Raw genomic sequence first — 23,748 nt, 5'->3', positions numbered from 1 at the left:
CGCGAGCAGGCTCGCTCCCACAACCAACAGAACGTGCATGCCGTCGCGGGACCCGCAACAGCCTCCGAATCACATCAAACCTGCGGCCAGAACGCCCGAATACCCGCCACGCCCTGGGCACCGATCTGCCACGCCTGCTGGCGATCATCCGGGCCGAGCCCACCCAGCAAAAATACCGGCCTGCTGAAATTGGCGATCAATTGCTGCGCCTGCTCCCAGCCCAGTGGCTGTGCATCAGGGTGGGTCTGCGTCGCCAGCACCGGCGACAGGGTCACGAAGTCCACATCCATCTGTTCAGCCAGCGCCAGCTCCTCGGCGTTATGGCATGAAGCAGCCAGCCAGCGGTCTTTTGGCAATGGCCGACCCTTGGCGGCGTACTTGCGCAATTGCGCGGCCGTCAGATGCCAGCCGGCCGAAGGAAAATCCCCCAACCACTCCAACGGCCCCTTGAGCATCAACTGCGCCTTGCCGGCACACAAGCCGGTCGCGTCCACCGCCAGGTCGCGGTACTTGGGGTCGTACCCATTGGGGGCACGCAACGAAATCAGCCTGATCCCGCCTGCAATCGCCTTCTGGATACCGCGCAACAGCTCAGGGGTCTCCAGTTCATCCGGCGTAATCAGGTACTGATCGGGCAAGCGGGCAGCGCCCACAATGGGCTGATTGGCGTCAGGGAACCTGTAGTCCACCAACTCGCGCTGACTGACCCAAGCCAGTGGCTGACCTTCTACGCCATGAGGTTCGCCGGAAAACGCCGAAACTTCCCATACATCCAGCAGAACCTGCTTATCCGGATAGTCATGCTGAACCTTGATCAGAGGCCGGGCCACCTCGACCGTAATGCCCAACTCTTCTTTCAGCTCGCGCGCCAGTGCAGCTTCGACCGATTCCCCGGCCTCGACCTTGCCGCCGGGAAATTCCCACAGACCGCCCTGATGCTGAGTGTCAGCGCGACGAGCGATCAGAATGCTGCCGTCTGTGCCTCGGATAACGGCCGCAGCCACATGAACTCGTTTCACCCTTGTACTTCCTCTAATCCGGCCTGTTGCCAGGCTTTGAACGCAGGCCATTGATAAATGGCGTCGATATACGCTTGATCTTCTGCTGACAGCTCCACGCGATAAGTGCGAAGGCGCACAGCCACCGGCGCGAAAAACGCATCAGCCACACTCAACCGCCCGAACAGGTACGGCCCGCGTTCGCTGGCCACAGCACGGCACTCTGCCCACAAGGCAATGATGCGCTCGATGTCGGCCTGAGCCTCGGCCGGCATGGGTACCAGCGCCTGATCATGGCTCAAATCAAATGGCAGATTGCCCCGCAACGCAAAAAAGCCGCTGTGCATTTGCGCGCAAGCCGATCGGGCCTGGGCCCGTGCCTTGATATCTGCAGGCCATAACTGGGCCGCAGGGAAACGCTCATTCAGATATTCGGCAATCGCCAGCGAGTCAGCGATGGTGCCATGTTCGGTCTTGAGCAACGGTACTTTACCCGTTGCCGAGTGTTGCAGAATCAGTGCCCGGGTATCCGGCTGACCCAGTTTTATCAGTGTCTCGGTGTAGGCAGCACCCGCCAGATCCAGCGCCAGCGCGCCACGCAGGGACCACGAAGAGTGCAACTTGTCGCCAATGATCAGGTGGAAGCTCATACACAGACACCTTGAGAATTAGGGGGTAAATCTGATGCCCTCAAGGCATCACGGTGCTGCCCGCGCAGGATCGGCTGACAACCCCGTGATGTCGAGACGACTTAGGTACGGTACTCGGCGTTGATTTTCACGTATTCGTGGGACAGGTCAGTGGTCCAGATAGTCTCGCTGCAGGTACCACGACCCAATTCGATGCGGATGGTGATTTCTTCGCGAGCCATCACTGCCGAGCCCTGCTCTTCGGTGTAAGTGGCCGAACGGGCGCCGCCGCTGGCAATGCACACTTCACCCAGGAACACGTCAATCTTGCTGACGTCCAGATCCGGCACGCCTGCGCGGCCCACTGCAGCCAGAATGCGGCCCCAGTTCGGGTCCGAGGCAAACAGCGCGGTCTTGATCAGCGGCGAGTGTGCAACGGTGTACCCCACGTCCAGGCACTCCTGGTGATTGGCGCCGCCATTTACTTCAACGGTGACAAACTTGGTCGCACCCTCACCGTCACGCACGATGGCCTGCGCCACCTCCATGCAGACTTCCAGCACCGCCCGTTTCAACGCGGCAAACAGCGGGCCGCTGGCTTCTGTAATTTCAGGCAGGGCAGCCTTGCCGGTGGCAATCAGCATGCAGCAGTCGTTGGTCGAAGTATCGCCATCGATAGTGATGCGGTTGAACGACTTGTTCGCACCGTCGAGCAGCAGGTTTTGCAACACGTCGCGGGCAACTTTGGCGTCGGTGGCGATGTAGCCCAGCATGGTGGCCATATTTGGACGAATCATGCCCGCACCCTTGCTGATACCGGTCACGGTGATGGTTACGCCTTCATGCTCGAACTGACGGCTGGCACCCTTTGGCAGGGTGTCGGTGGTCATGATGCCAGTTGCAGCCTCGGCCCAGTTGTTCTCGGACAAATCGTCCAGCGCGGCTTGCAATGCGCCTTCGATCTTCTCGACAGGCAGCGGCTCGCCGATCACCCCGGTGGAATACGGCAGCACTGCACTGGCATCAACGCCGGTCAGTTCAGCCAGCCTGGCGCAGGTCCGGGTTGCAGCGATCAGCCCCGGCTCACCGGTACCGGCGTTGGCATTGCCCGTGTTGGTCAGCAAATAGCGAACCGGGCCTTGCACACGTTGTTTGGCCAGAATCACAGGGGCCGCGCAAAACGCATTCAGGGTGAAAACACCCGCCACGCTGGAGCCTTCGGCGCAGCGCATAACCACCACGTCCTTGCGCCCTGCGCGCTTGATACCGGCAGAAGCGATACCCAGTTCAAAACCGGCCACCGGGTGCAAAACAGGCAAAGGACCAAGACCAACAGCCATGACGCGCTCCTAAAAAGTTCTGTGCGCCGCCGCAAAAGGACGGGAATTCAATGGTAAAACGCCGCGACGGCTAATGCCGGTCGCGGCGCAGGTGTTTCAGCAGGTGAAGCGGGCTTTAGTTGATTTGCCCGTGACAGTGCTTGTATTTCTTGCCCGAGCCGCAGTGGCACAGCTCGTTGCGACCCAGCTTCTGCTCGCTACGAACAGGCTCGGTTGCCGCCACAACATCTTCGACGTCAGCACCTTGCAGCACCTGGGCCATTGCCTCCGGCTGGTCAAGGCCCGGCGCTTCAGCATGCTGGAACTGCATGCGCGAAGCCAGGTCTTCAGCTTCCTGGCGCAGGCGCGCCTCCTCTTCGACCGGGTCTTCACGACGAACCTGTACGTGGGACAACACACGGATCGAGTCGCGTTTGATCGAATCAAGCAGCTCGGAGAACAGGTTGAACGACTCGCGCTTGTACTCCTGCTTCGGGTTCTTCTGCGCATAACCGCGCAAGTGGATACCGTGGCGCAGGTGGTCCATGGTCGACAGGTGGTCTTTCCACAGGTCATCCAGAACGCGCAGCACAATCTGCTTCTCGAACGTGCGCAGTGCTTCAGCACCGGCCTGCTCTTCTTTCTCGTTGTAAGCTGCAATCAATTCAGCCAGCAGCTTCTCACGCAGGGTTTCTTCGTACAGGTGATCATCTTCGTCGAGCCATTGCTGGATCGGCAGTTTCACCCCGAAGCCGCTTTCGATGGCCGCTTCCAGACCTTTGACGTCCCACTGTTCCGGCAACGATTGTGGCGGAATATGAGCGCTTACGGTGCTGTCCAGTACATCCTTGCGGAAGTCGGCGATGGTCTCACCGATGTTGTCGGCTGCCAGCAACGTGTTACGCATGTGATAAATCACTTTACGCTGTTCGTTGTTGACGTCATCGAACTCCAGCAATTGCTTGCGGATATCGAAGTTGCGACCTTCAACCTTGCGCTGGGCCTTCTCGATCGCGTTGGTCACCATGCGGTGCTCAATCGCTTCGCCGGACTGCATGCCCAGGGCCTTCATGAAGTTCTTCACCCGATCAGAGGCGAAGATACGCATCAGACTGTCTTCCAGCGACAGGTAGAAACGGCTGGAACCGGTGTCACCCTGACGGCCGGCACGGCCACGCAGCTGGTTGTCGATACGGCGCGATTCGTGACGCTCGGAAGCGATCACATGCAGGCCACCCGACTCCAGCACCTGCTGGTGACGTTTTTGCCAGTCGGCCTTGATCTGCGCGATCTGCTCAGGTGTCGGGTTTTCCAGGGAGGCTACTTCCACTTCCCAGTTGCCGCCCAGCAGGATGTCGGTACCACGACCGGCCATGTTGGTTGCAATGGTCAACGCGCCCGGACGACCGGCCTGTGCAATGATTTCTGCTTCTTTTTCGTGGAACTTGGCGTTCAGAACCTTGTGCTCGATGCCTTCCTTCTTCAGAAGGTTGGACATGTGCTCGGAGGTTTCGATGGTTGCCGTACCCACCAGCACCGGACGACCCTTGGCCATGCAGTCCTTGATGTCGGCCACGATTGCCGCGTACTTCTCGTCCGCGGTGAGGAACACCAGGTCGTTGTAGTCTTTACGCGCCAGCGGCTTGTTCGGCGGGATGACCATTACCGACAGACCGTAGATCTGGTGGAATTCAAACGCTTCGGTGTCTGCTGTACCGGTCATGCCCGACAGCTTGTTGTACAGGCGGAAGTAGTTCTGGAAGGTGGTCGAGGCCAGGGTCTGGCTCTCTGCCTGGATATTCAGGCCTTCCTTCGCTTCGATCGCCTGGTGCAGGCCTTCGGACAGACGACGACCCGGCATGGTACGCCCAGTGTGTTCGTCGACCAGCAATACCTGACCGTCTTCAACGATGTATTCAACGTTGCGATGGAACAGCTTGTGGGCGCGCAGTGCAGCGTACACGTGGGTCAACAGGCCCAGGTTGTGCGCCGAGTACAGGCTTTCGCCTTCGGCGAGCAGGCCGATCTGGGTCAGCATGTCTTCAACGAACTGGTGACCGGCTTCGTTCAGCTCAACCTGGCGGGTCTTTTCATCGATGGTGAAATGGCCAGCCTTGGTGACTTCGCCTTCCACTTCCTCGATGTGTTGCTCAAGGCGAGGGATCAGCTTGTTGATTTCAATGTACAGCTTGGAGCTGTCTTCAGCCTGACCGGAGATGATCAGCGGAGTACGGGCTTCATCGATAAGGATGGAGTCGACTTCGTCGATTACGGCGAAATTAAGCTCGCGCTGGAATTTTTCTTCCATGCTGAAAGCCATGTTGTCACGCAGGTAATCGAAACCGAACTCGTTGTTGGTGCCGTAAGTGATATCGGCAGCATAGGCTTCGCGCTTTTCCTGAGGTGGCTGGAACGGTGTCACGACACCGACCGTAAGGCCCAGGAACTCGTAGAGCGGGCGCATCCAGTTGGCATCCCGGCGAGCCAGGTAGTCGTTCACGGTTACCACGTGAACGCCCTTGCCCGACAATGCGTTGAGGTAAACGCCCAGGGTTGCTACCAAGGTCTTGCCTTCACCCGTACGCATTTCTGCGATCATGCCTTCATGCAAGGTCATGCCGCCGATCAGCTGTACATCGAAGTGACGCATGCCCATGACACGCTTGCCGGCTTCACGGCAGACCGCAAAGGCTTCTGGCAGCAGTTGGTCGAGGGTCTCACCTTTGGCTATGCGGGCCTTGAACTCTTCGGTCTTGGCGCGCAATTGCTCATCGGTCAGGGCAACCATCTGCTCTTCGAAGGAATTGACGACCTGTACTGTCTTGAGCATGCGTTTAACTTCGCGCTCGTTCTTGCTTCCAAAAAGTTTCTTTAACAAAGGCGCAAACATATCGGCAGGATCTTCCACACATAGGGATGGAGGGCGGCCCCGAGAGTCGCCCGAGCAGCCCTGATGGCCGCATGCGAACGAGCATTCTACCCGGAAACGGCGGTGAGGAAAGTGGCGTTATTCCACGATACTGGTACTGCGTTGTGAAGGGGCCTCCCTAAAATAAGGGCTTTTTGCTGAACTTCAACCCGTTTGCACAAGAAGTTACTCATTGATTTCATAAATAAATTCAGATTTACCTTAGCCCGGACCAGTGAGAGGCAGGCATCTGCTAAGATTGCAGCTCTGTTTTATCAGGTGTTTGAACATGGCATTTCGCCCACATCCAGCACGGGCACCCTCCGTCCTGCTCCGCGAGGCCAAGCCCCTAAAAGCTATTTTCGGCCATGCCAAGCGCCTGGCACACCTGCAACGCCTGCTTGAAAGCCAGCTTCAGCCCGCCGCGAGGGAGCATTGTCACGTTGCCTCATGGCGTGAAGGGAGTTTGTTGCTGATCGTGACCGACGGCCATTGGGCCACTCGCCTGCGCTATCAGCAAAAGCGCCTGCTGCGCCAACTGCAGGCATTCGACGAGTTCGCCAGCCTGACCCGCATTTTGTTCAAGGTGCAGCCGCCCACGGTACAGGCCAAGGTCGCGGGGCATACGCTGGATTTGTCCGTCGATGCCGCCCAGACCATCCAGGCAACGGCCGATGGCATTACCGACCCGGCCTTGCGCGCGGCCCTTGAACGCCTGGCCAGCCACGCGCGGCCAAAACCCGACTGATCCTCCTGATCAAGCCCCATTGTGGGAGCGAGCCTGCTCGCTCCCACAGTTGCAGTCTTGTTATTTATTTGCGCTTGCTGTTACCCAGTAACGACCCCAACAGCCCGCGCACCAGCTGACGGCCCATCTGACCCGCCGCCTGACGCGCCATCGACTGCAAGGCCTTGCCTGCTGTCGTGCCCAAAAAGTCTCCCGCCTGATCAAGAAACCCCGGCTCGTGCTGTGCAGCCTGTGTCTGCGCCTGATCTTGCGGCGCCACGCCTTTGCGGGCCATGAGGATTTCATAAGCCGACTCTCGATCAACGGGCTTGTCATAACGCCCCTGCAGCGCTGAACGGCTGATCAATGCAGCCCTTTCGGCCTCCGTCAGCGGGCCTATACGCGATTGCGGTGGCGCAATCAGCACCCGCTGAACCATCGCCGGCGTGCCTTTTTCCTCAAGCATGCCCACCAGAGCCTCCCCCGTGCCCAGCTCCGTCAGTACGGCCAGCGCGCTGAATGCCGGATTGGGGCGAAAGCCGTCTGCCACAGCTTTCAGGGATTTCTGCTCTTTGGCCGTAAAGGCCCGCAGCCCGTGCTGGATACGCAACCCCAACTGTGCCAGCACCGTATCGGGCAAGTCCGCCGGTGATTGAGTGACGAAATACACCCCTACACCCTTGGAACGAATCAACCTGACCACTTGTTCCAGCCGGTCCTGCAATGCTTTTGGCGTACCGGCAAACAACAGATGCGCTTCGTCGAAAAACAGCGCCAGTAAGGGCTTGTCTGCATCGCCGCGCTCGGGCAACTGTTCGAAAAGCTCCGCCAGCAACCACAACAGGAACGTTGCGTAGACCTTGGGCGCTTCATGCACCAGGCGGCTGGCATCGAGCAGATGGATCTGCCCGCGCCCGTCGCTGGCGGGCTGCAAAATATCGTCGAGCTGCAGTGCCGGCTCCCCAAACAGGGCTTCTGCACCCTGCTGTTCAAGGGTTGCCAGACGGCGCAACAACGCCTGGCTAGAGCCCGTGGTCATCAGGGCCGCGTCATCGCCGAGCACTTGTGGGTTGTCACGCAGGTGATTGAGCAGTGCCTTGAGGTCTTTAAGGTCAAGCAGCAACAACCCTTCCCGATCCGCCACCTTGAAGGCGGCATAGAGGGCCGACTGCTGGCTGTCGGTCAGCTCCAGCAGGCTGCCCAGCAGCAACGGCCCCATGTCACTCAGGGTCGTGCGCAATGGGTGACCCGTCTTGCCCTGGATATCCCACAAAGTAACCGGATAGGCCTTGGGCTGGTAATTGAGCCAGGGCATTCCCGCGATCCGTTCGGCAATCTTGCCCTGGGGATTGCCGGCCGCACCCAGGCCGCACAAGTCACCCTTGATGTCGGCGGCGAAGACGGCCACCCCGGCATCACTGAACTGTTCAGCCAGCCGCTGAAGCGTAACGGTTTTACCCGTGCCCGTGGCTCCCGCCACTAAACCGTGGCGATTGGCCAGGCGCAAGGACTGCGCGATGGGCTGAGCCGAAAGGTCAGCGCCGATTACTAGAGCAGAAGAGTCAGGCATTTTGCCACCTTTTATTAATCTTTAGCGATCGCGGGTCGATACACACTGAATGCTAGACCACATAAAACCGGATTTAGCGTGGTAAAGCGGCTTGATCAACAGCCAACTTGCCCTGTTCAGGCAGTGCTGTGTAGAGCGCGCGTTTTACCAGAGTGTATGTCGCACACTTTTAGACCTTAGCGGACCCTTCAAGCCATGAATAAAAACCTGCGTTTCAGTCATAAAATCCTGCTTGCCGCGTCCCTGATCGTAATAGCCGCCTTTTCGCTATTTACGCTGTATAACGACTACTTGCAACGCAACGCCATCCGCAACAACCTGGACAACTACCTGCACGAGATGGGCAGTGTCACGGCCAATAACATTCAGACCTGGCTCGGTGGCCGGATCCTGCTGGCGCAAAACCTCGCTGAATCCATCGCCCTGACACCAGAGCCCGCCCAGGTGGCCAGCCTGCTGGAACAAAAAACCCTGAGCAGTACCTTTATGTCGGTTTATTTTGGTGACAGCCAAGGCGGATTTACCATTCGCCCTGACAGCAAGATGCCTGACGGCTACGATCCGCGCACCCGGCCCTGGTACAAGGATGCGTTCAACAGCAGCAGCTCCAGCCTGACCAAACCCTATATAGATGCTGCCACCGGACAGATGGTCATTACCATCGCGGCCCCGGTAAAAAAGGGCTCTCAAACCCTGGGTGTGGTCGGCGCCGACATGACCCTGCAAGCCATCACCGACAGCATCAACGCGCTGAATTTCAACGGCATGGGTTACGCCTTTCTGATCAATGCCGACGGCGAAATCCTGGTGCACCCGGACAAGAGCCTGGCCACCAGGAACCTGAAGGACATCTATCCGCAGGACACTCCCGCGATCACCACTGCGTTCAGCGAGATCCAGGCCAATGGCAAAACCCGGATCGTAAGCTTCACCCCGATCAAAGGGCTGGGCTCAGCCAACTGGTACATCGGCCTGTCGGTTGACAAGGAGCAGGCTTTCGCAGCGCTCAGTGAGTTCCGTACGTCGGCAATTATTGCCACGGTTATCGCCGTGGTTTCGATCATCGCCCTGCTCGGCCTGTTGATTCGCCTGCTGATGCAACCGCTGCACGTGATGACCCGCGCCATGCAGAATATTGCCGAAGGCGAAGGCGACCTGACGCGCCGCCTGGTGGTGGAGTCCCAGGATGAATTCGGTACCCTGGGCAGCGCATTCAACCGTTTTGTCGAGCGCATTCACGCTTCCATCAGCGAAGTGGCCTCGGCCACCGGCCAAGTCAACGAGGTGGTCCTGCGGGTTGTCAGCGCTTCCAACTCATCGATGCTCAACTCTGACGAACAGGCCAGCCGCACCAGTAGCGTCGCCGCTGCTATCAACGAACTGGGCGCCGCCGCACAGGAGATCGCCCGCAACGCCGCCCAGGCCTCGCACCAGGCCAGCGATGCACGCAGCCTTGCCGAGGAAGGCCAGGAAGTGGTCGAACGCAGCATCAGCTCGATGCAGAAGCTGTCGCAAATGCTCGGCACTTCCAGCGGTCATATCGAGTCGCTTAACGACAAGACGGTGAATATCGGTCAAATCCTGGAGGTGATTACCAGCATTTCCCAGCAAACCAACCTGCTGGCCCTTAACGCCGCCATTGAAGCAGCTCGTGCTGGCGAAGCCGGGCGTGGCTTTGCCGTGGTCGCCGATGAAGTGCGCAACCTGGCACACCGCACCCAGGAATCGGCGCAGCAAGTGCAGAAAATGATCGAAGAATTGCAGATCAGTGCCCGAGGCTCAGTGAGCACCATGGAAGAAAGCCAGCGTCACAGCCAGGACAGCGTGGAAATCGCCAACCGCGCGGGCGAGCGCCTGATCAGCGTGACCGAACGCATTGGTGAAATCGACGGCATGAACCAGTCTGTCGCCACGGCAACCGAGGAACAAACCTCGGTGGTCGAGTCGATCAATATGGACATTACCGAGATCAATACGCTGAATCAGGAAGGCGTCGAAAACCTTCAATCAACCCTTCGCGCGTGTTCCGATCTGGAACAGCAGGCTGCCCGCCTGAAGCATCTGGTGGGCAGTTTCAGGATTTAGGCTTCAGGCACACGCTGCATGCCTGCAGCGTCTAGCTCCTGCGCCCAAAGCTCGGCGGCACCGGGGAAGTCGGTGCCGTCCTCGGGGCTGAGGGCATCCGGGTCATAGCGACTCAGACAGCCCTCACCCAAGGTCGGTGGAGCACTGGATGTCGCCTTGTCGAGTGGATCGCTCATCACATCCTCCGCCGGCAATCCTTCGCGAGCAGGCTCGCTCCCACGGTGTCGATCAGAACACTACAGTCTTGTTGCCATGCACCAGCACGCGATCTTCAAGGTGATAACGCAAGCCACGGGCCAGTACCATTTTCTCGACATCACGGCCGAAACGCACCATATCCTCAATGCTGTCACTGTGGCTGACACGTACCACGTCCTGCTCGATGATAGGACCGGCATCCAGCTCTTCAGTCACATAATGGCAGGTTGCACCGATCAGCTTCACGCCCCGCATCGAGGCCTGGTGATAAGGCTTGGCGCCGACAAACGACGGCAGGAAGCTGTGGTGGATATTGATGACCTGGCCGGCATATTCGCTGCACAGGTCAGGTGGCAGGATTTGCATGTAACGGGCCAGTACCACCACTTCGGCAGCATGGTGCTTGACCAGACGCGAGACTTCGGCGAAAGCCGGCTCCTTGTTCTTCGGGTCAACCGGTACGTGATAGAACGGGATGCCATGCCACTCGACCATGCTGCGCAGGTCGTCGTGATTGGAGATCACGCAGGAAATATCGCAGTCCAGTTCATCGCTGTGCCAGCGGTGCAGCAGATCTGCCAGGCAGTGGGATTCGCGGCTCGCCATCAATACCACGCGTTTTTTCTGCGCCGTATCGGTAATGCGCCACTCCATCGAGAACTCTTCGGCGATCGGGGCAAATGCCTCACGAAACGCCTCCAGCCCGAACGGCAGGGAATCGGCACGAATCTCGTGACGCATAAAGAACCAACCGCTCTGGTCGTCCGAGTGGTGGCTTGCTTCAGTGATCCAGCCATTGTGGGAGGCAAGGAAATTGCTGACCTTGGCGACAATGCCGACGCCGTCGGGGCACGCAATCACCAACCGAAAAGTGCGCATGAGGGGAAAACTCCAAAAACTTTACTAAGGCCGCCATTCTAGCGAGTGCGCAGCAAAACTGCAGTATTCGTTACAGCTCGGCACCTGCGCCATCGGGTCGCGCACCAAAGGTGCCACACCAGCATCGACGTGGCCTGCACTGCAATGGACGGACACTTGCCGATGTTATTGATCGTCCATATTAACCTCACTGTAGCGCGGTGTATTTAATAGCGCGCATATTCCCGAGGGCAAAGTTAATGAATAAAATTTTAAATTAAATAGCCCTTTCATGTTTACTTGCAGTAACTGTCTGACTACTATTGCGCCACTGTCTCCCTGACATCCTTTTCAACATAAGGTTATCCTCATGTCCTTGATCAACGAATATCGTGCAACCGAAGAAGCCATCAAAGAACTGCAAGCCCGCCTGAAGAACCTGTCCGAAGACGACAAACTTCAAACCGAGCTGGAATTTGAAGGCAAACTGCGCACGCTGATGGGCGAATACCAAAAATCGCTACGCGATATCATCGCTCTGCTGGATCCGGAATCCAAAGTTAGCAAAGCACCTCGCGGCGTTGTTAAAACCACCGGCACCAAACGTGCCCGTAAGGTTAAACAATACAAAAACCCACACAATGGTGAAGTGATTGAAACCAAAGGTGGCAACCACAAAACTCTGAAAGAGTGGAAAGCCAAGTGGGGCGGCGACGTGGTTGAAGGTTGGGCTACTTTGCTCGACTAAGTGACACCGGGCCCGCAACTATTTTGCGATGCCACTAAAAAACGCCAGCATGCTGGCGTTTTTTATTGCCTGTGTTTTAGTCCGCACTCTCGGCGGGCGGGCTCAGCCCGACACGCCGGCTCAATGCCTGGGCATAGCGCTGCCATTCGCCCAGAAGCTTTAGCTGGGCCGGCGTGGCACTGCGCGACAGCTCATCTGCTGCCTGCATAAAGCTGTCCAGGGTCAAAGGCGCACCCATGGCCGGATCCGACAAACGCTGCTGGCAGAAGATATGCCAACGCTGCTGTTCTTGTTCACTCAGGGTATGTGGAAAGTTTCGGGCGCGGTATCGAAACAATAATTCGGGCAAGCGCTCATCATCAAATGGCCATGTATCTTTGGCCAATTGCTCCGGGTCACTGTGCCTGACCTGCTCACACAGTCGACGGTCTCGATCGCCAATAAACCCGTCATACAATTGCTGCTCCGGATCTTCACTGGGGGCAAAGTCTTCGCGGGCATAAATGGCCGACAACTTTTCCTGCCAAACTTGCTGAGCCTCAACAAGGCTCCGGGCTCGCGCGTGATAGAGGTCCATGTCCAGTTGCAATCGCTGTTGGTCCTGGGCACGCACTACATTCAAGGGGGCGACCACCGGGCAACGATTAACTTGAATCAGCTTTAGCCCAATGGGTAATTGACCGTCGGGTAAATCTTCACGCCGGGTATAGAGCATCTTGCGCAACGCTGCGGCGTCCATCTCCAGTAAAGGCTGAGGGTCTAAGTGCAGGTCGTAGACAATCAGAGCATTACGATTCTTTGGGTGCCAACCCAGCGGCAAGACCACACCGGCATAATGTCTGGCCGCGGAAAAACGCCCCGAGATATGCAGCATGGGCTGCAATAGCCGAATTTGATCAAGCACACGTTGTTTGCTGCGCAACTGGAATAACCAGTCATATAACTTGGGTTGTTTGTCACGAATCAGCCGGGCCAGCGCAATGGTTGCCCGCACATCGGACAACGCATCGTGGGCCTGGCCATGATCAATCCCGTTAGCCGCCGTCAACCGTTCAAGCTTGAGCGTCACCCGCCCCTCTTCCTCTGGCCAGACGATGCCTTCAGGCCGCAGGGCATAGGCTGTTCGCACCACATCAATGAGGTCCCAGCGACTGTTGCCACCCTGCCATTCACGCGCATAAGGGTCGAAGAAGTTTCGGTAGAGACTGTAGCGCGTTACCTCATCATCAAAGCGCAACGAGTTGTAGCCCGCCCCGCAAGTGCCGGGCAGGGCCAGCTGGGCATGGATGCGAGTCATGAACTCGGCTTCGCCCAGGCCCTTGTCTTCGAGACGAGCGGGCGTGATGCCGGTGATCAGGCAGGCCATGGGATGAGGGAGGATATCGTCGCTTGGCTGACAATAGAGGTTGACCGGCTGATCAATCTCGTTGAGTTCAAGGTCGGTGCGGATGCCGGCCACTTGCACCGCCCGGTCGCAGCGCGGGTTGATACCGGTGGTTTCGTAGTCGTACCAGAAGATAGAGGTCACGGGGTGTTCCTGAGCAGTAGACCCGGACAGTCTAGGCGCTCAAACCCGGGCAAGACCAGCCCCGGAACTATGCAGAGGCTTGCAGGGGCTGGAAGCTGAAGTAGCGCTGCAAGGCACTGATCAAACCGCTGTACTCGGCAGGTGGCTGATACAGGATAAACCCGGAATCGTAATAATGCGGCGTTAGATCCTCACGGCACCACAGGCAACGCGCTGTCAGGTCGATAAACTGCACCTCCCCATCGGCACCGGGAAGCTTGATCCGAAACTCGAAATTGGCGTCGACCAACATCGGTAACTGGCTGATCAGCATCAACCCGCCATCAGACACATTGCCCAGATAGCCAATAGGCTTGTCAGTGAACCGATTGAACACTTTCAGGAAAAACGTCAGTTGGTGCCGCTGGATAAGCCGTTCGATAACCATGTTCAACTTCACTATAGAGAGGCCATTCAGCATGGCCGCGCTGGCGTCTCGAAACGCCCTGTCCCCCACATCCGGGCCAACAGTCACGTGTAGATCTGCCCGCCATCTTCACCTGAAGCTCGACATATCAAGCAGCGACAGAGCGAGCAATCCGTTTGAGTACCAAGAGAAACAAAAAACACTCGAACGAATTTGATATTAGCCAACCGGGCACAAATGACCAGTTTAAATTTCGCCCATCATGGAATGTTTACAGGCACTGCCTGGGCAGTAGTGCCGGGGCCCGGGATGAACCTGAGAATGCGCAATGTCTCGATCCGAGCCTTGGCCCGGTAGGCGTACTCGCTCTTGGGAAATTCGTTGATGATGTACTGGTAGGTCTGGGACGCATCCAAGTAAAACTTCGTACGCTCAAGACACAGTCCACGGAGCATAGCTGTTTGTGGCCAAATGTACGGGCGACTACGACTGTCGCGATCAACCTCGGACAACTCAAGCATTACCGTTTCACAATTGCCCCGGTCGTAAGCACGATAGGCATTGTTCAAATGATGGTTCATCGACCAACGGGTACAGCCGGTCGCACTGGCGACCAAGATTAAAACGAGCACGATTCGCATGGGGCATCTCCTGTTCATAACAGTGTATCGACCCCACGGCCAGATTCTTCAGACAACAGACCCGATGCACCACAACTTAAGCAGAAAGTAGTGCAGAGGAACAATGACTACAGCCAAAGACCATAGTAGCCTTTGGCAGCGCTTGAACTCAGGAGTCTTTGCATGTCTGTTCGTCGAACCAAAATTGTTGCCACACTTGGCCCTGCCAGCAATTCACCGGAAATGCTGGAACAGCTGATCCTCGCTGGCCTGGACGTTGCCCGTCTGAACTTTTCCCACGGCACCCCCGACGAGCACAAGGCTCGCGCCAAGCTGGTACGTGACATCGCTGCCAAGCACGGTCGTTTCGTAGCCCTGCTGGGTGACCTGCAAGGCCCGAAAATTCGTATCGCCAAATTTGCCAACAAAAAGATCGAGCTGAAGATCGGTGATCAATTCACCTTCTCCACCAGCCATCCGTTGACCGAAGGCAACCAGCAAGTGGTCGGCATCGACTACCCGGACCTGGTTAAAGACTGCGGCGTCGGCGACGAGCTGCTGCTCGATGACGGCCGTGTGGTGATGCGTGTAGACACTGCCACCGACGACGCCCTGCACTGCACCGTGCTGATCGGCGGCCCACTGTCCGACCACAAAGGCATCAACCGTCGCGGTGGTGGCCTGACCGCACCGGCCCTGACTGAAAAAGACAAGGCCGACATCAAGCTGGCTGCCGAAATGCAAGTCGACTACCTGGCCGTGTCGTTCCCGCGTGACGCTGCCGACATGGAATACGCCCGCCAACTGCGCGACGAAGCCGGCGGTACTGCCTGGCTGGTAGCGAAGATTGAACGCGCCGAAGCCGTAGCCGATGACGAAACCCTCGACGGCCTGATCAAGGCCAGCGACGCGGTGATGGTTGCCCGTGGCGACCTCGGTGTTGAAATCGGCGATGCCGAGCTGGTGGGCATCCAGAAGAAAATCATTCTGCACGCACGTCGCCACAATAAAGCGGTGATCGTGGCAACCCAGATGATGGAGTCGATGATCCAGAACCCGATGCCAACTCGTGCCGAAGTGTCCGACGTTGCCAACGCCGTTCTCGACTACACCGACGCCGTGATGCTCTCGGCTGAAAGTGCTGCCGGCGCCTACCCGCTGGAAGCCGTGCAGGCTATGGCGCGCATCTGTGTCGGCGCTGAAAAGCACCCGACCAGCAAAACGTCCAGCCACCGTATCGGTAAAACCTTCGAAAGCTGCGACCAGAGCATTGCGCTGGCGGCCATGTACACCGCCAACCACTTCCCGGGTGTCAAAGCGATCATCGCCCTGACTGAAAGCGGCTACACCCCGCTGATCATGTCGCGCATCCGCTCCTCGGTGCCGATCTACGCCTACTCCCCGCACCGTGAAACCCAGGCGCGCGCGGCAATGTTCCGTGGCGTCTACACCGTACCGTTCGACCCGGCATCGCTGCCGCCAGAACAGGTCAGCCAGGCTGCCATCGACGAGCTGCTCAAGCGTGGCGTTGTGGAAAAAGGCGACTGGGTCATCCTGACCAAGGGCGACAGCTACCACACCATCGGCGGCACTAACGGCATGAAGATCCTGCATGTCGGCGACAAAATGGTTTAAGCCTGCAAGGTTTGAATCCCAAGCCCCGCCTGAGTGATCAGGCGGGGCTTTTTTGTGCGCCTAGCTGCGGGTCAAAAAGGCATCGGCCAACAGCTGATTACGCGGCAAGCCCGCCAGAAACAAACGTTTGGCAAAGGCATCGACCGTATCCGGGTGACCGCAGACCAAGGCACGGGTCTGGCGCGAGACAACCCCCATCTGTAACAGGTAGTCGGGCAACTGAGGGCGTTCAAGGTACTCGATCACAAACCCTGGACAAGCCGCCGACAGGGCCAGCAGTTCGCTCTGGAGGTAATGCTCAGCCTTGTCGCGGGCCACATGCACCAGCCGTATCGGGCCTTGATGATCCTGACGCAAGGCCTCGCGCAATACGCCATACAAAGGCCCCAGGCCGGTACCTGATGCCAGCAGCCAGAGCGGTTGCTCCTGCCAGTCCGGATCATAACGCAGTGCGCCGCCGCGCAACTCGCCCAGCCGTACAACGTCACCGACCTTGAACTGGCGGGCCGCATCGACAAACTCACCGGGGTGCGCACAATCGAGGTGAAACTCCAGAAAGCGGTCTTCTTCGGGCAGGCTGGCCAATGAATACGGCCGCGCCACATCGCCGGCCCACAGCACCAGATGCTGGCCTGCGCGATAACGCAAAGCCCGCTGCGGCGTGAGGCACAAGCGCAACACCGTCGGACTGAGCCAGTCGAGCCCTGCCACTTGGGCCGGCACACCGTCGCGCAGCGGGTCAAAGGCTTCAATCTGCAGGTCTTCGACAATTTGACACTGACAGGCCAGGCGCCAGCCCTGCTCATGCTGGTCCCGACTCAATGCCTCGGGCTTGAGATCGGCGGGCTCACCACGCACGCAGCGCACCAGGCAGGCATGGCAACTGCCCGCCCGGCAACTGTAGGGCACCGACACGCCAACCTGATTCAAGGCATCGAGCAGGTTAGTGTTCGGGGCAACTGACCAGTGCTGGTCAGCGACGTGTAACTGGGGCACTGCTGGCCTCCGCAGGGTAAGCCTGTGGGAGCTGGATTGCTCTCGATGCAGGCGGCGCGGTTTTTTTGAATGACCGCGGTGATGCAATCGCGAGCAAGCCCGCTCCCACAGTTGATCTTCATATATTTCGTGGTTTTACAGTTTAACTTATCACCCCTCGTCCACCCCCTACTTTCGTTTGCACCTCTACGGGTGTATCAGTGAGAGTACCGGGTTATACTGCCGCGCCGTTTTTGTACCGGTCATGCGTGTCCGGTATGCCAAGCAAAGATGTTTTCGACAGACCGATGCACCAAGGTCGCAAACACCTTATTGATTGTATGTTCCCGTCTTATAGAGGAGCGCGACCCATGACCGTGATCAAGCAAGACGACCTGATTCAGAGCGTTGCTGACGCCCTGCAATTCATTTCCTACTACCACCCCGTGGACTTCATCCAGGCCATGCACGAAGCCTACCTGCGCGAAGAATCGCCAGCGGCCCGTGACTCGATGGCGCAAATCCTGATCAACTCGCGCATGTGTGCCACCGGCCACCGTCCGATCTGCCAGGACACCGGCATCGTCACCGTATTCGTACGCGTCGGCATGGACGTGCGCTGGGATGGTGCCACCATGGGCCTGGACGACATGATCAACGAAGGCGTGCGTCGCGCTTACAACCTGCCGGAAAACGTCCTGCGTGCTTCGATCCTGGCCGACCCGGCCGGTGCCCGTCGCAACACCAAGGACAACACCCCTGCAGTGATCCACTACTCCATCGTTCCGGGCAACACCGTGGAAGTGGACGTGGCAGCCAAGGGCGGCGGTTCCGAGAACAAGTCGAAAATGGCCATGCTCAACCCGTCCGACTCGATCGTTGACTGGGTGCTCAAGACCGTTCCGACCATGGGCGCGGGTTGGTGCCCACCGGGCATGCTGGGTATCGGCATCGGCGGCACCGCGGAAAAAGCCGCAGTGATGGCCAAGGAAGTGTTGATGGAATCCATCGACATTCACGACCTGATCAAGCGTGGCCCGAGCAACCGTATCGAAGAGATGCGCATCGAGCTGTTCGAGAAGGTCAACCAGCTGGGCATCGGCGCCCAGGGCCTGGGCGGCCTGACTACCGTGCTCGACGTAAAAATCATGGACTACCCGACCCACGCAGCGTCCCTGCCGGTGTGCATGATCCCGAACTGCGCCGCCACCCGTCACGCCCACTTCGTGCTGGACGGCTCCGGCCCGGCAGCCCTCGAAGCGCCACCGCTGGACGCCTACCCGGAAATCGTCTGGGAAGCCGGCCCGTCGGCCCGCCGTGTCAACCTTGACACCCTGACCCCGGAAGACGTACAGAGCTGGAAGCCGGGCGAGACCGTCCTGCTCAACGGCAAAATGCTCACCGGTCGCGACGCGGCGCACAAGCGCATGGTCGAAATGCTGAACAAGGGTGAAACCTTGCCGGTAGACCTCAAGGGTCGCTTTATCTACTACGTTGGCCCGGTTGATCCGGTGCGTGACGAAGTGGTTGGCCCTGCAGGCCCGACCACCGCTACGCGAATGGACAAGTTCACTCGTCAGATCCTTGATCAGACCGGCTTGCTGGGCATGATCGGCAAGTCCGAGCGCGGCCCTACCGCCATTGAAGCGATCAAGGAACACAAAGCCGTGTATCTGATGGCTGTGGGCGGTGCTGCTTACCTGGTCGCCCAGGCGATCAAAAAGTCCCGTGTAGTGGCCTTTGCCGAACTGGGCATGGAAGCGATCTACGAGTTCGATGTCAAAGACATGCCGGTTACGGTGGCAGTCGACAGTAAAGGCGAGTCGGTGCACATCACCGGCCCGGCGATCTGGCAGAAGAAAATCAGCGACAGCCTGGCTGTAGAAGTGCAATAAGCGCTTTTTAGCCAGAAATAAAAAGGCCGGGTCATTTACCCGGCCTTTTTTATGCCTGTCCAAAAGCCCCCTCACCCAGGCCCTCTCCCGGAGGGAGAGGGTTGGGGTGAGGGCAAGCCGTTAAAACGCGTTACGGAAGATCTCTTCAATCTGCCCCTGATCGGCTTTGCGCGGATTGGTAAAGCCACAGGCATCTTTCAAGGCGTTGGTGGCCAGGATCGGGATGTCATCCAGCTTGGCGCCCAAATCCCGTAGCCCGGCCGGAATCTCAACATCCTTGGCCAGAGTACGAATCGCCGCAATGGCCGCTTGCGCACCCTCTTCCGGGCTCAAGCCACGTACATCGGCACCCAGTGCATGGGCCACATCGGTCAGGCGGGCTGCACACACACTGGCATTGAACGTCTGCACATGGGGCAACAACACCGCGTTGCATACACCGTGGGGCAAATCATAGAAGCCGCCCAACTGGTGCGCCATCGCATGCACAAAGCCCAGCGAGGCATTGTTGAAGGCCATGCCCGCGAGGAACTGTGCGTAAGCCATATTCTCCCGCGCCGTCAGATTCTTGCCGTCGCTTACCGCCTGACGCAGGTTCTGGCTGATCAGTTCCATCGCCTTGATCGCGCAGGCATCGGTAATGGGGTTGGCCGCCGTGGACACATATGCCTCGATGGCGTGGGTCAACGCGTCCATGCCCGTGGCGGCAGTCAGGCCCTTGGGCATCGCCACCATCAACTCAGGGTCGTTAACCGACAGCAGCGGCGTCACGTTGCGGTCAACAATGGCCATTTTCACGTGGCGCTCTTCGTCGGTGATGATACAAAACCGCGTCATCTCACTGGCCGTGCCGGCCGTGGTATTGATCGACACCAGCGGCAACTGCGGCTTGGCCGAGCGATCGACACCTTCGTAATCACGGATATGCCCGCCATTGGTGGCACACAGCGCTATACCCTTGGCGCAGTCATGGGGCGAGCCGCCACCCAGCGACACAATAAAGTCGCACTGATGCTCCTTGAGCACCTTCAAGCCCGCCTCGACGTTGGCAATGCTCGGGTTCGGCTTGGCGCCGTCGAAAATCACCGAATCAATATCCTGCAACGCGAGCTTCTCGGCGATCAACGTCGCAACCCCCGCCTTGGCCAACCCCGCGTCGGTCACAATCAAGGCCTTGCGAAAACCATAATTGCGAATCGCAGTCATGGCTTCATCCAGGCAACCGTTACCCATAATGTTTACAGCAGGAATAAAGAAAGTGCTGGTCATGTCGAGTCCTCTTCGCGGGTCATTGGCTAATTCGGTCTCCACAGCTTCCTCCAATCACAAAGCAGCAATGTTGATCTGGCTCAACACTTGAGCGTGATAAAGTCCGCTACCGCCCACGCCTTGAGACGATATTTGCGATGACCCCCTTCCAGGAATTTGATGCCCAACTAGAAGACTGGAACCAGTTACGCACCAGCACCCCGTGCAGCGGACTGCTGATTGGCAACGGCGCCAGCATGGCCGTGTGGCATGATTTCTATTACGACTCGCTGTTTGAAAAAGCCAAAAGCGTGGCCGAAAAGCCGCTGAGCCAGACCGAACTCAGCGTGTTCGAGGCCCTCTGCACGCGCAATTTCGAACATGTGCTCAGCGCCCTGAAAACCGCAAGCAAGGTCAACAAGGCACTGGCCATCAACTCGGCCTCGCCGCGCAAACGCTACTACGCAATCAAGGAAGCCCTGATCAACTGTACCCAGGACGTGCACATCCCCTGGCGCCTGATGCAGCCTGAGACCCTGGCCTGCTGGAACGAAGAACTGGCGCGCTACGCCACGGTGTACTGCGCCAACTATGACCTGCTGGCACCCTGGGCCGTGATGCACGCACCCAAAGGTTTCAACGACCTGTTCGGTACCCCGCAGGCCACCTTTGAGCCTGCCGCGGCACTGGCCAAAAGCAGGACTACACGTGTGCTGTACCTGCACGGCGCGCTGCACCTGGTGAAAAACCAGGAAGGCAAGGCGCGCAAGCTGGCAGCCAACCAACCCACATTGCTAAGCAACTTTGCGATCAACCACTCCATCAGCGCCCTGGACGACGTACCGCTGTTTGTCAGCGAAACCGGCAGCGAAGACAAGCGAAAATCCATTCGCCAGTCCGATTACCTGTCTTTTTGTCATGAGCAGTTGCTGACCCAGAAAGACGCGCTGTGCATCTTCGGCCACAGCTTGGGCGAGCAGGACCAGCACCTGATCGATGCCTTGCGCCAGGCACCGCTGAAAACCCTGTGCATCTCGATTTACCCGCGCAGCGAAGCCTTTATTCGCTTTCAGAAAAACCACTACACAGCGTTGTTTGCCGACAAGAAGCTTGAACTGCGCTTCTTTGATTCAAAAACCCATCCGTTGGGCGATACCAGGCACTCAGTACCTGTGGAACGGTAAACCTGTAGCCGCTGACGAGCAGCGGCAACAGGAAAAACTGCAACTGTGGGAGCGAGCCTGCTCGCGAAGGTCGTTCGCGAGCAGGCTCGCTCCCACAATAGGGTTTGATCTACAACAGAGTATCTACAGGGTTACAAGAGCACACATTCAGGTATCAAAATTTCTCTTTGATCACCGTGGTCGGGCCATTGTGCTTGACGCTGGCAATGCCCTTGTCCCGCGCGGCCTCCGAGGAGTACAGCTCGCTGGTGCCGATGATCTGGTGATTGGCCGCCTTCAGGTTGAAGTATGGCTTGCCGTCCTTGGCCACTTTCTTCTCGTAGCGCTCATCCAGCGGGCTGTTGACCTGCACCGAGGCGATCCCGCCCTTGGCCGCCGCCAGCGTGGTGTATTGCTCGCTGACCAGAATGGTTTCGGCATTCGCCGCCTTCAGTACAAAACGGAACTGCCCGCTGCTGGTCTTGCTCAACTCATACCAACCCGACATAGCCTTTCTCCCGAAATTAAAGGTTCCTGCACTTATTCAGTAAAGACCCCATGGGCTATTTATCCATTTATCGACAGGAATGAAGGAAACAGGAAATTTCAACGAGACAAATAGCAATGGTTATCGATACCATTCGCAGCTTATTTGCATCGCTGTGTCTATAAGGATCTTCATGTCTGGCCTTAAACCCGATCCGCCCGCGGCCGATCACTTTCGCGAGTTCTATACGCAAATTTTGCACTTTCTGCGCAAGCGTACCGACAACACCAGCGATGCAGCCGACATGACCCAGGATGTTTTCACCCAATGGCTGGGCTATCAGGACCGAGGCAAAATCGAACAGCCCCGGGCGTTTTTGTTCCAGATGGCGCGCAATCTGTTGCGCGATCACTGGCGTCGACAGCAAGTGCGACACGCCGCTCACGGCGAGCACAGTGAAAGTGAGGTCGAGCCCTTGAGCGATGACAGGGATGATCCGATGGTCGCAGCCCTGCGCCTGCAACGCCTTGAACAACTTAAAAGGGTAGTTGCAGAACTCTCGCCCAGGCGTCGAGAAGCCCTTATGCTGCACCGTTTTGAAGGCTTGAGTCAGGCACAGATTGCCGAACGCATGGGGATATCCGTGAGCATGGTTGAAAAGCACATTGCCCAGGCCTTGCTGCACTGCAAGCAACATCTACAGCGGGACAGCGGCAAGGAGCAGACACAATGAGCCCTTTTCACACGGCCGGTAACGACAGCATCGATGAACAGGCCGCCAATTGGTTTGCACGCAACCGCAATACCCGCAACCAAGGCAGCTGCGAACAATTCAACGCCTGGCATGCCAACCCGAGTCATGCCCGGGCCTATACCGAATTTGAATCGTTGTGGGCCGACCTGGGAGAACTTGAACAGATCAACTCGCCGGTCCCCCTCCCTGCCAAGCCCCGGCGCGCACACTTTGCGCTGGCCACTGCTGCCGCCGTGCTCTGCGCCGTCTTTGCACTGAACCTGGGCGCCCCGGTGGCGCTGCATCAACAGCAGGTCAGCACACTGGCCCAAGGCGCCCGCACGATATTGCTACCCGACGGCAGCACCCTGAACGTGAATGCCAACACGCGCCTGAGCCTGGACTTCAGCGCCCACCAGCGTGACATCTATCTGGACCAGGGCCAGCTTTACATCGAGGTCGCGGCCAACAAGGAGCAGCCGTTGGTGGTGCATGCCGGGGAGGCGCGCATACGGGTGGTCGGCACGGGGTTCGATGTACGCCGCAGTTCGCGCCAATTGGTGGTCAGCGTGGCCCACGGCGAGGTTGCGTTCATCCCAGACCCCAGGTCAGCAATGCTGCTGGGTGCACAACAACGCGCCACCTGGGACTACAACAGGGGAGCACTCATAGAACAGACGTTGAGTGCGGGCGAAGTGGCGGGCTGGCGCAGCGGCCATCTGTCCTTTCGCAATCGCGAACTGGCCAGCCTGGTGGATGAACTGGACCTCTACCGCCCGGGCCTGATTCAGTTGGCCGACGGCCCGCTGACTGGCTACAAGGTTTCAGGCAACCTGGATGTCAGCGATCCACTGGCACTGGTCAAAGCCCTGCCCGCCCTGATCCCGGTAAAAACCGTGCTGCTGGACAGCGGTAAAATCCGTATCGAACCACGCTAAAAAACATATGCGAATATTTTACATTCGCATATGTGGTTTTTTCATTTTGCTGCGTCTTCCTCCGGTCTGCGTTGCTAACG

The 23,748-nt window shown here is 58.2% G+C and carries 21 protein-coding genes; 8 read left to right on the top strand and 13 right to left on the bottom strand.

The genetic code is table 11. The features are described 5' to 3' along the window. Positions 1-74: 74 nt before the first annotated feature. The 4 genes from EQV96_RS09130 to secA form a co-directional block, all read right to left on the bottom strand. Entirely contained in the window at positions 75-1,019 is a 945-nt protein-coding gene (locus EQV96_RS09130) for a Nudix family hydrolase (protein ID WP_095019263.1), read from the bottom strand. Further along, positions 1,016-1,648, bottom strand: a complete 633-nt coding sequence (locus EQV96_RS09125; protein ID WP_095001788.1) for a glutathione S-transferase — start codon at positions 1,646-1,648, stop codon at positions 1,016-1,018. Before EQV96_RS09125 ends, EQV96_RS09130 begins: the two co-directional genes overlap by 4 nt. A gap of 101 nt (positions 1,649-1,749) precedes the next feature. Then, positions 1,750-2,967, bottom strand: coding sequence for a bifunctional glutamate N-acetyltransferase/amino-acid acetyltransferase ArgJ (gene argJ / locus EQV96_RS09120; protein WP_095001789.1), 1,218 nt, complete (start codon positions 2,965-2,967; stop codon positions 1,750-1,752). A gap of 115 nt (positions 2,968-3,082) precedes the next feature. Continuing rightward, positions 3,083-5,836, bottom strand: a complete 2,754-nt coding sequence (gene secA, locus EQV96_RS09115; RefSeq protein WP_095001790.1) for a preprotein translocase subunit SecA — start codon at positions 5,834-5,836, stop codon at positions 3,083-3,085. A gap of 307 nt (positions 5,837-6,143) precedes the next feature. Here secA and EQV96_RS09110 point away from each other — a divergent pair, with 307 nt between their 5' ends. Then, positions 6,144-6,602: a DciA family protein gene (locus EQV96_RS09110; RefSeq protein ID WP_095001791.1), complete on the top strand. Its 459-nt coding sequence runs from the start codon at positions 6,144-6,146 to the stop codon at positions 6,600-6,602. 64 nt (positions 6,603-6,666) lie between these two features. Here the strand turns inward: EQV96_RS09110 and EQV96_RS09105 are convergent, their stop codons facing one another. After that, on the bottom strand, positions 6,667-8,151 hold the full coding sequence (locus EQV96_RS09105) for a helicase HerA-like domain-containing protein (RefSeq protein ID WP_095022951.1): 1,485 nt from the start codon (positions 8,149-8,151) through the stop codon (positions 6,667-6,669). Between the two features lie 195 nt (positions 8,152-8,346). Here EQV96_RS09105 and EQV96_RS09100 point away from each other — a divergent pair, with 195 nt between their 5' ends. After that, on the top strand, positions 8,347-10,236 hold the full coding sequence (locus tag EQV96_RS09100) for a methyl-accepting chemotaxis protein (RefSeq protein WP_095038655.1): 1,890 nt from the start codon (positions 8,347-8,349) through the stop codon (positions 10,234-10,236). Here the strand turns inward: EQV96_RS09100 and EQV96_RS09095 are convergent. Together EQV96_RS09095 and purU are read right to left on the bottom strand one after the other, a co-directional pair. Continuing rightward, positions 10,233-10,412: a hypothetical protein gene (locus EQV96_RS09095; RefSeq protein ID WP_095001794.1), complete on the bottom strand. Its 180-nt coding sequence runs from the start codon at positions 10,410-10,412 to the stop codon at positions 10,233-10,235. The two genes, EQV96_RS09100 and EQV96_RS09095, sit on opposite strands and share 4 nt — an antisense overlap. Before the next feature lie 52 nt (positions 10,413-10,464). Next, positions 10,465-11,313 carry a formyltetrahydrofolate deformylase gene (gene purU / locus EQV96_RS09090; protein ID WP_095001795.1) on the bottom strand — a complete coding sequence of 283 codons (849 nt, stop codon included), beginning with the start codon at positions 11,311-11,313 and terminating at the stop codon, positions 10,465-10,467. A 349-nt stretch (positions 11,314-11,662) separates the two neighbouring features. Here purU and mvaT point away from each other — a divergent pair, with 349 nt between their 5' ends. Then, positions 11,663-12,040: a histone-like nucleoid-structuring protein MvaT gene (gene mvaT, locus EQV96_RS09085; protein WP_048363549.1), complete on the top strand. Its 378-nt coding sequence runs from the start codon at positions 11,663-11,665 to the stop codon at positions 12,038-12,040. Positions 12,041-12,116: 76 nt separating this feature from the next. Here mvaT and sbcB read toward each other — a convergent pair whose 3' ends face one another. The 3 genes from sbcB to EQV96_RS09070 all read right to left on the bottom strand — a co-directional run bounded on the left by sbcB (position 12,117) and on the right by EQV96_RS09070 (position 14,615). Then, positions 12,117-13,568, bottom strand: a complete 1,452-nt coding sequence (sbcB, locus tag EQV96_RS09080; RefSeq protein ID WP_240881770.1) for an exodeoxyribonuclease I — start codon at positions 13,566-13,568, stop codon at positions 12,117-12,119. 67 nt (positions 13,569-13,635) lie between these two features. Further along, positions 13,636-13,995: a PilZ domain-containing protein gene (locus EQV96_RS09075; RefSeq protein ID WP_095001797.1), complete on the bottom strand. Its 360-nt coding sequence runs from the start codon at positions 13,993-13,995 to the stop codon at positions 13,636-13,638. A gap of 239 nt (positions 13,996-14,234) precedes the next feature. Beyond that, entirely contained in the window at positions 14,235-14,615 is a 381-nt protein-coding gene (locus tag EQV96_RS09070; RefSeq protein WP_240881768.1) for a tetratricopeptide repeat protein, read from the bottom strand. Between the two features lie 162 nt (positions 14,616-14,777). Here EQV96_RS09070 and pyk point away from each other — a divergent pair, with 162 nt between their 5' ends. Then, positions 14,778-16,229 (top strand): pyruvate kinase, encoded by a 1,452-nt coding sequence (gene pyk / locus EQV96_RS09065; protein ID WP_088377893.1) that lies wholly within the window; start codon positions 14,778-14,780, stop codon positions 16,227-16,229. A gap of 60 nt (positions 16,230-16,289) precedes the next feature. Here the strand turns inward: pyk and EQV96_RS09060 are convergent, their stop codons facing one another. Next, positions 16,290-17,225 carry an iron-sulfur-binding ferredoxin reductase gene (locus EQV96_RS09060; RefSeq protein ID WP_130872079.1) on the bottom strand — a complete coding sequence of 312 codons (936 nt, stop codon included), beginning with the start codon at positions 17,223-17,225 and terminating at the stop codon, positions 16,290-16,292. Between the two features lie 350 nt (positions 17,226-17,575). On the opposite strand from EQV96_RS09060, the gene EQV96_RS09055 reads away from it, so the two are divergent. Next, entirely contained in the window at positions 17,576-19,099 is a 1,524-nt protein-coding gene (locus EQV96_RS09055; protein ID WP_095001801.1) for a fumarate hydratase, read from the top strand. A gap of 120 nt (positions 19,100-19,219) precedes the next feature. Here the strand turns inward: EQV96_RS09055 and yiaY are convergent, their stop codons facing one another. Next, positions 19,220-20,368: an L-threonine dehydrogenase gene (gene yiaY, locus EQV96_RS09050; protein WP_095001802.1), complete on the bottom strand. Its 1,149-nt coding sequence runs from the start codon at positions 20,366-20,368 to the stop codon at positions 19,220-19,222. A 137-nt stretch (positions 20,369-20,505) separates the two neighbouring features. On the opposite strand from yiaY, the gene EQV96_RS09045 reads away from it, so the two are divergent. Continuing rightward, on the top strand, positions 20,506-21,531 hold the full coding sequence (locus EQV96_RS09045; RefSeq protein ID WP_095001803.1) for a DUF4917 family protein: 1,026 nt from the start codon (positions 20,506-20,508) through the stop codon (positions 21,529-21,531). A 154-nt stretch (positions 21,532-21,685) separates the two neighbouring features. Here the strand turns inward: EQV96_RS09045 and EQV96_RS09040 are convergent, their stop codons facing one another. Then, on the bottom strand, positions 21,686-22,018 hold the full coding sequence (locus EQV96_RS09040; protein WP_095001804.1) for a YegP family protein: 333 nt from the start codon (positions 22,016-22,018) through the stop codon (positions 21,686-21,688). 172 nt (positions 22,019-22,190) lie between these two features. Here EQV96_RS09040 and EQV96_RS09035 point away from each other — a divergent pair, with 172 nt between their 5' ends. Together EQV96_RS09035 and EQV96_RS09030 are read left to right on the top strand one after the other, a co-directional pair. Beyond that, complete coding sequence (locus EQV96_RS09035) at positions 22,191-22,730, top strand: RNA polymerase sigma factor (RefSeq protein ID WP_130872077.1); 540 nt, start codon at positions 22,191-22,193, stop codon at positions 22,728-22,730. Continuing rightward, the gene (locus EQV96_RS09030) at positions 22,727-23,668 is read left to right on the top strand and encodes a FecR domain-containing protein (protein WP_240881765.1); all 942 of its coding nucleotides are present in this window, start codon (positions 22,727-22,729) and stop codon (positions 23,666-23,668) included. Before EQV96_RS09035 ends, EQV96_RS09030 begins: the two co-directional genes overlap by 4 nt. Positions 23,669-23,748: the final 80 nt, after the last annotated feature.

This window comes from Pseudomonas sp. TMW22080 (genome assembly GCF_022496745.1).
Classification (GTDB): domain Bacteria; phylum Pseudomonadota; class Gammaproteobacteria; order Pseudomonadales; family Pseudomonadaceae; genus Aquipseudomonas; species Aquipseudomonas bubulae.
The sequence above is the reverse complement of the archived record's forward strand: the minus strand, read 5'-3'. Positions and strand labels throughout refer to the sequence as shown.

Coding starts and splice junctions, on each gene's coding strand:
- EQV96_RS09055 (WP_095001801.1), top strand. CDS start 17,576: ATGACCGTGATCAAGCAAGACGACCTGATTCAGAGCGTTGCTGACGCC.
- pyk (WP_088377893.1), top strand. CDS start 14,778: ATGTCTGTTCGTCGAACCAAAATTGTTGCCACACTTGGCCCTGCCAGC.
- EQV96_RS09045 (WP_095001803.1), top strand. CDS start 20,506: ATGACCCCCTTCCAGGAATTTGATGCCCAACTAGAAGACTGGAACCAG.
- EQV96_RS09070 (WP_240881768.1), bottom strand. CDS start 14,615: ATGCGAATCGTGCTCGTTTTAATCTTGGTCGCCAGTGCGACCGGCTGT.
- mvaT (WP_048363549.1), top strand. CDS start 11,663: ATGTCCTTGATCAACGAATATCGTGCAACCGAAGAAGCCATCAAAGAA.
- EQV96_RS09040 (WP_095001804.1), bottom strand. CDS start 22,018: ATGTCGGGTTGGTATGAGTTGAGCAAGACCAGCAGCGGGCAGTTCCGT.
- purU (WP_095001795.1), bottom strand. CDS start 11,313: ATGCGCACTTTTCGGTTGGTGATTGCGTGCCCCGACGGCGTCGGCATT.
- EQV96_RS09075 (WP_095001797.1), bottom strand. CDS start 13,995: ATGGTTATCGAACGGCTTATCCAGCGGCACCAACTGACGTTTTTCCTG.
- secA (WP_095001790.1), bottom strand. CDS start 5,836: ATGTTTGCGCCTTTGTTAAAGAAACTTTTTGGAAGCAAGAACGAGCGC.
- EQV96_RS09030 (WP_240881765.1), top strand. CDS start 22,727: ATGAGCCCTTTTCACACGGCCGGTAACGACAGCATCGATGAACAGGCC.
- argJ (WP_095001789.1), bottom strand. CDS start 2,967: ATGGCTGTTGGTCTTGGTCCTTTGCCTGTTTTGCACCCGGTGGCCGGT.
- EQV96_RS09035 (WP_130872077.1), top strand. CDS start 22,191: ATGTCTGGCCTTAAACCCGATCCGCCCGCGGCCGATCACTTTCGCGAG.
- EQV96_RS09100 (WP_095038655.1), top strand. CDS start 8,347: ATGAATAAAAACCTGCGTTTCAGTCATAAAATCCTGCTTGCCGCGTCC.
- EQV96_RS09110 (WP_095001791.1), top strand. CDS start 6,144: ATGGCATTTCGCCCACATCCAGCACGGGCACCCTCCGTCCTGCTCCGC.
- EQV96_RS09125 (WP_095001788.1), bottom strand. CDS start 1,648: ATGAGCTTCCACCTGATCATTGGCGACAAGTTGCACTCTTCGTGGTCC.
- yiaY (WP_095001802.1), bottom strand. CDS start 20,368: ATGACCAGCACTTTCTTTATTCCTGCTGTAAACATTATGGGTAACGGT.
- EQV96_RS09095 (WP_095001794.1), bottom strand. CDS start 10,412: ATGAGCGATCCACTCGACAAGGCGACATCCAGTGCTCCACCGACCTTG.
- EQV96_RS09105 (WP_095022951.1), bottom strand. CDS start 8,151: ATGCCTGACTCTTCTGCTCTAGTAATCGGCGCTGACCTTTCGGCTCAG.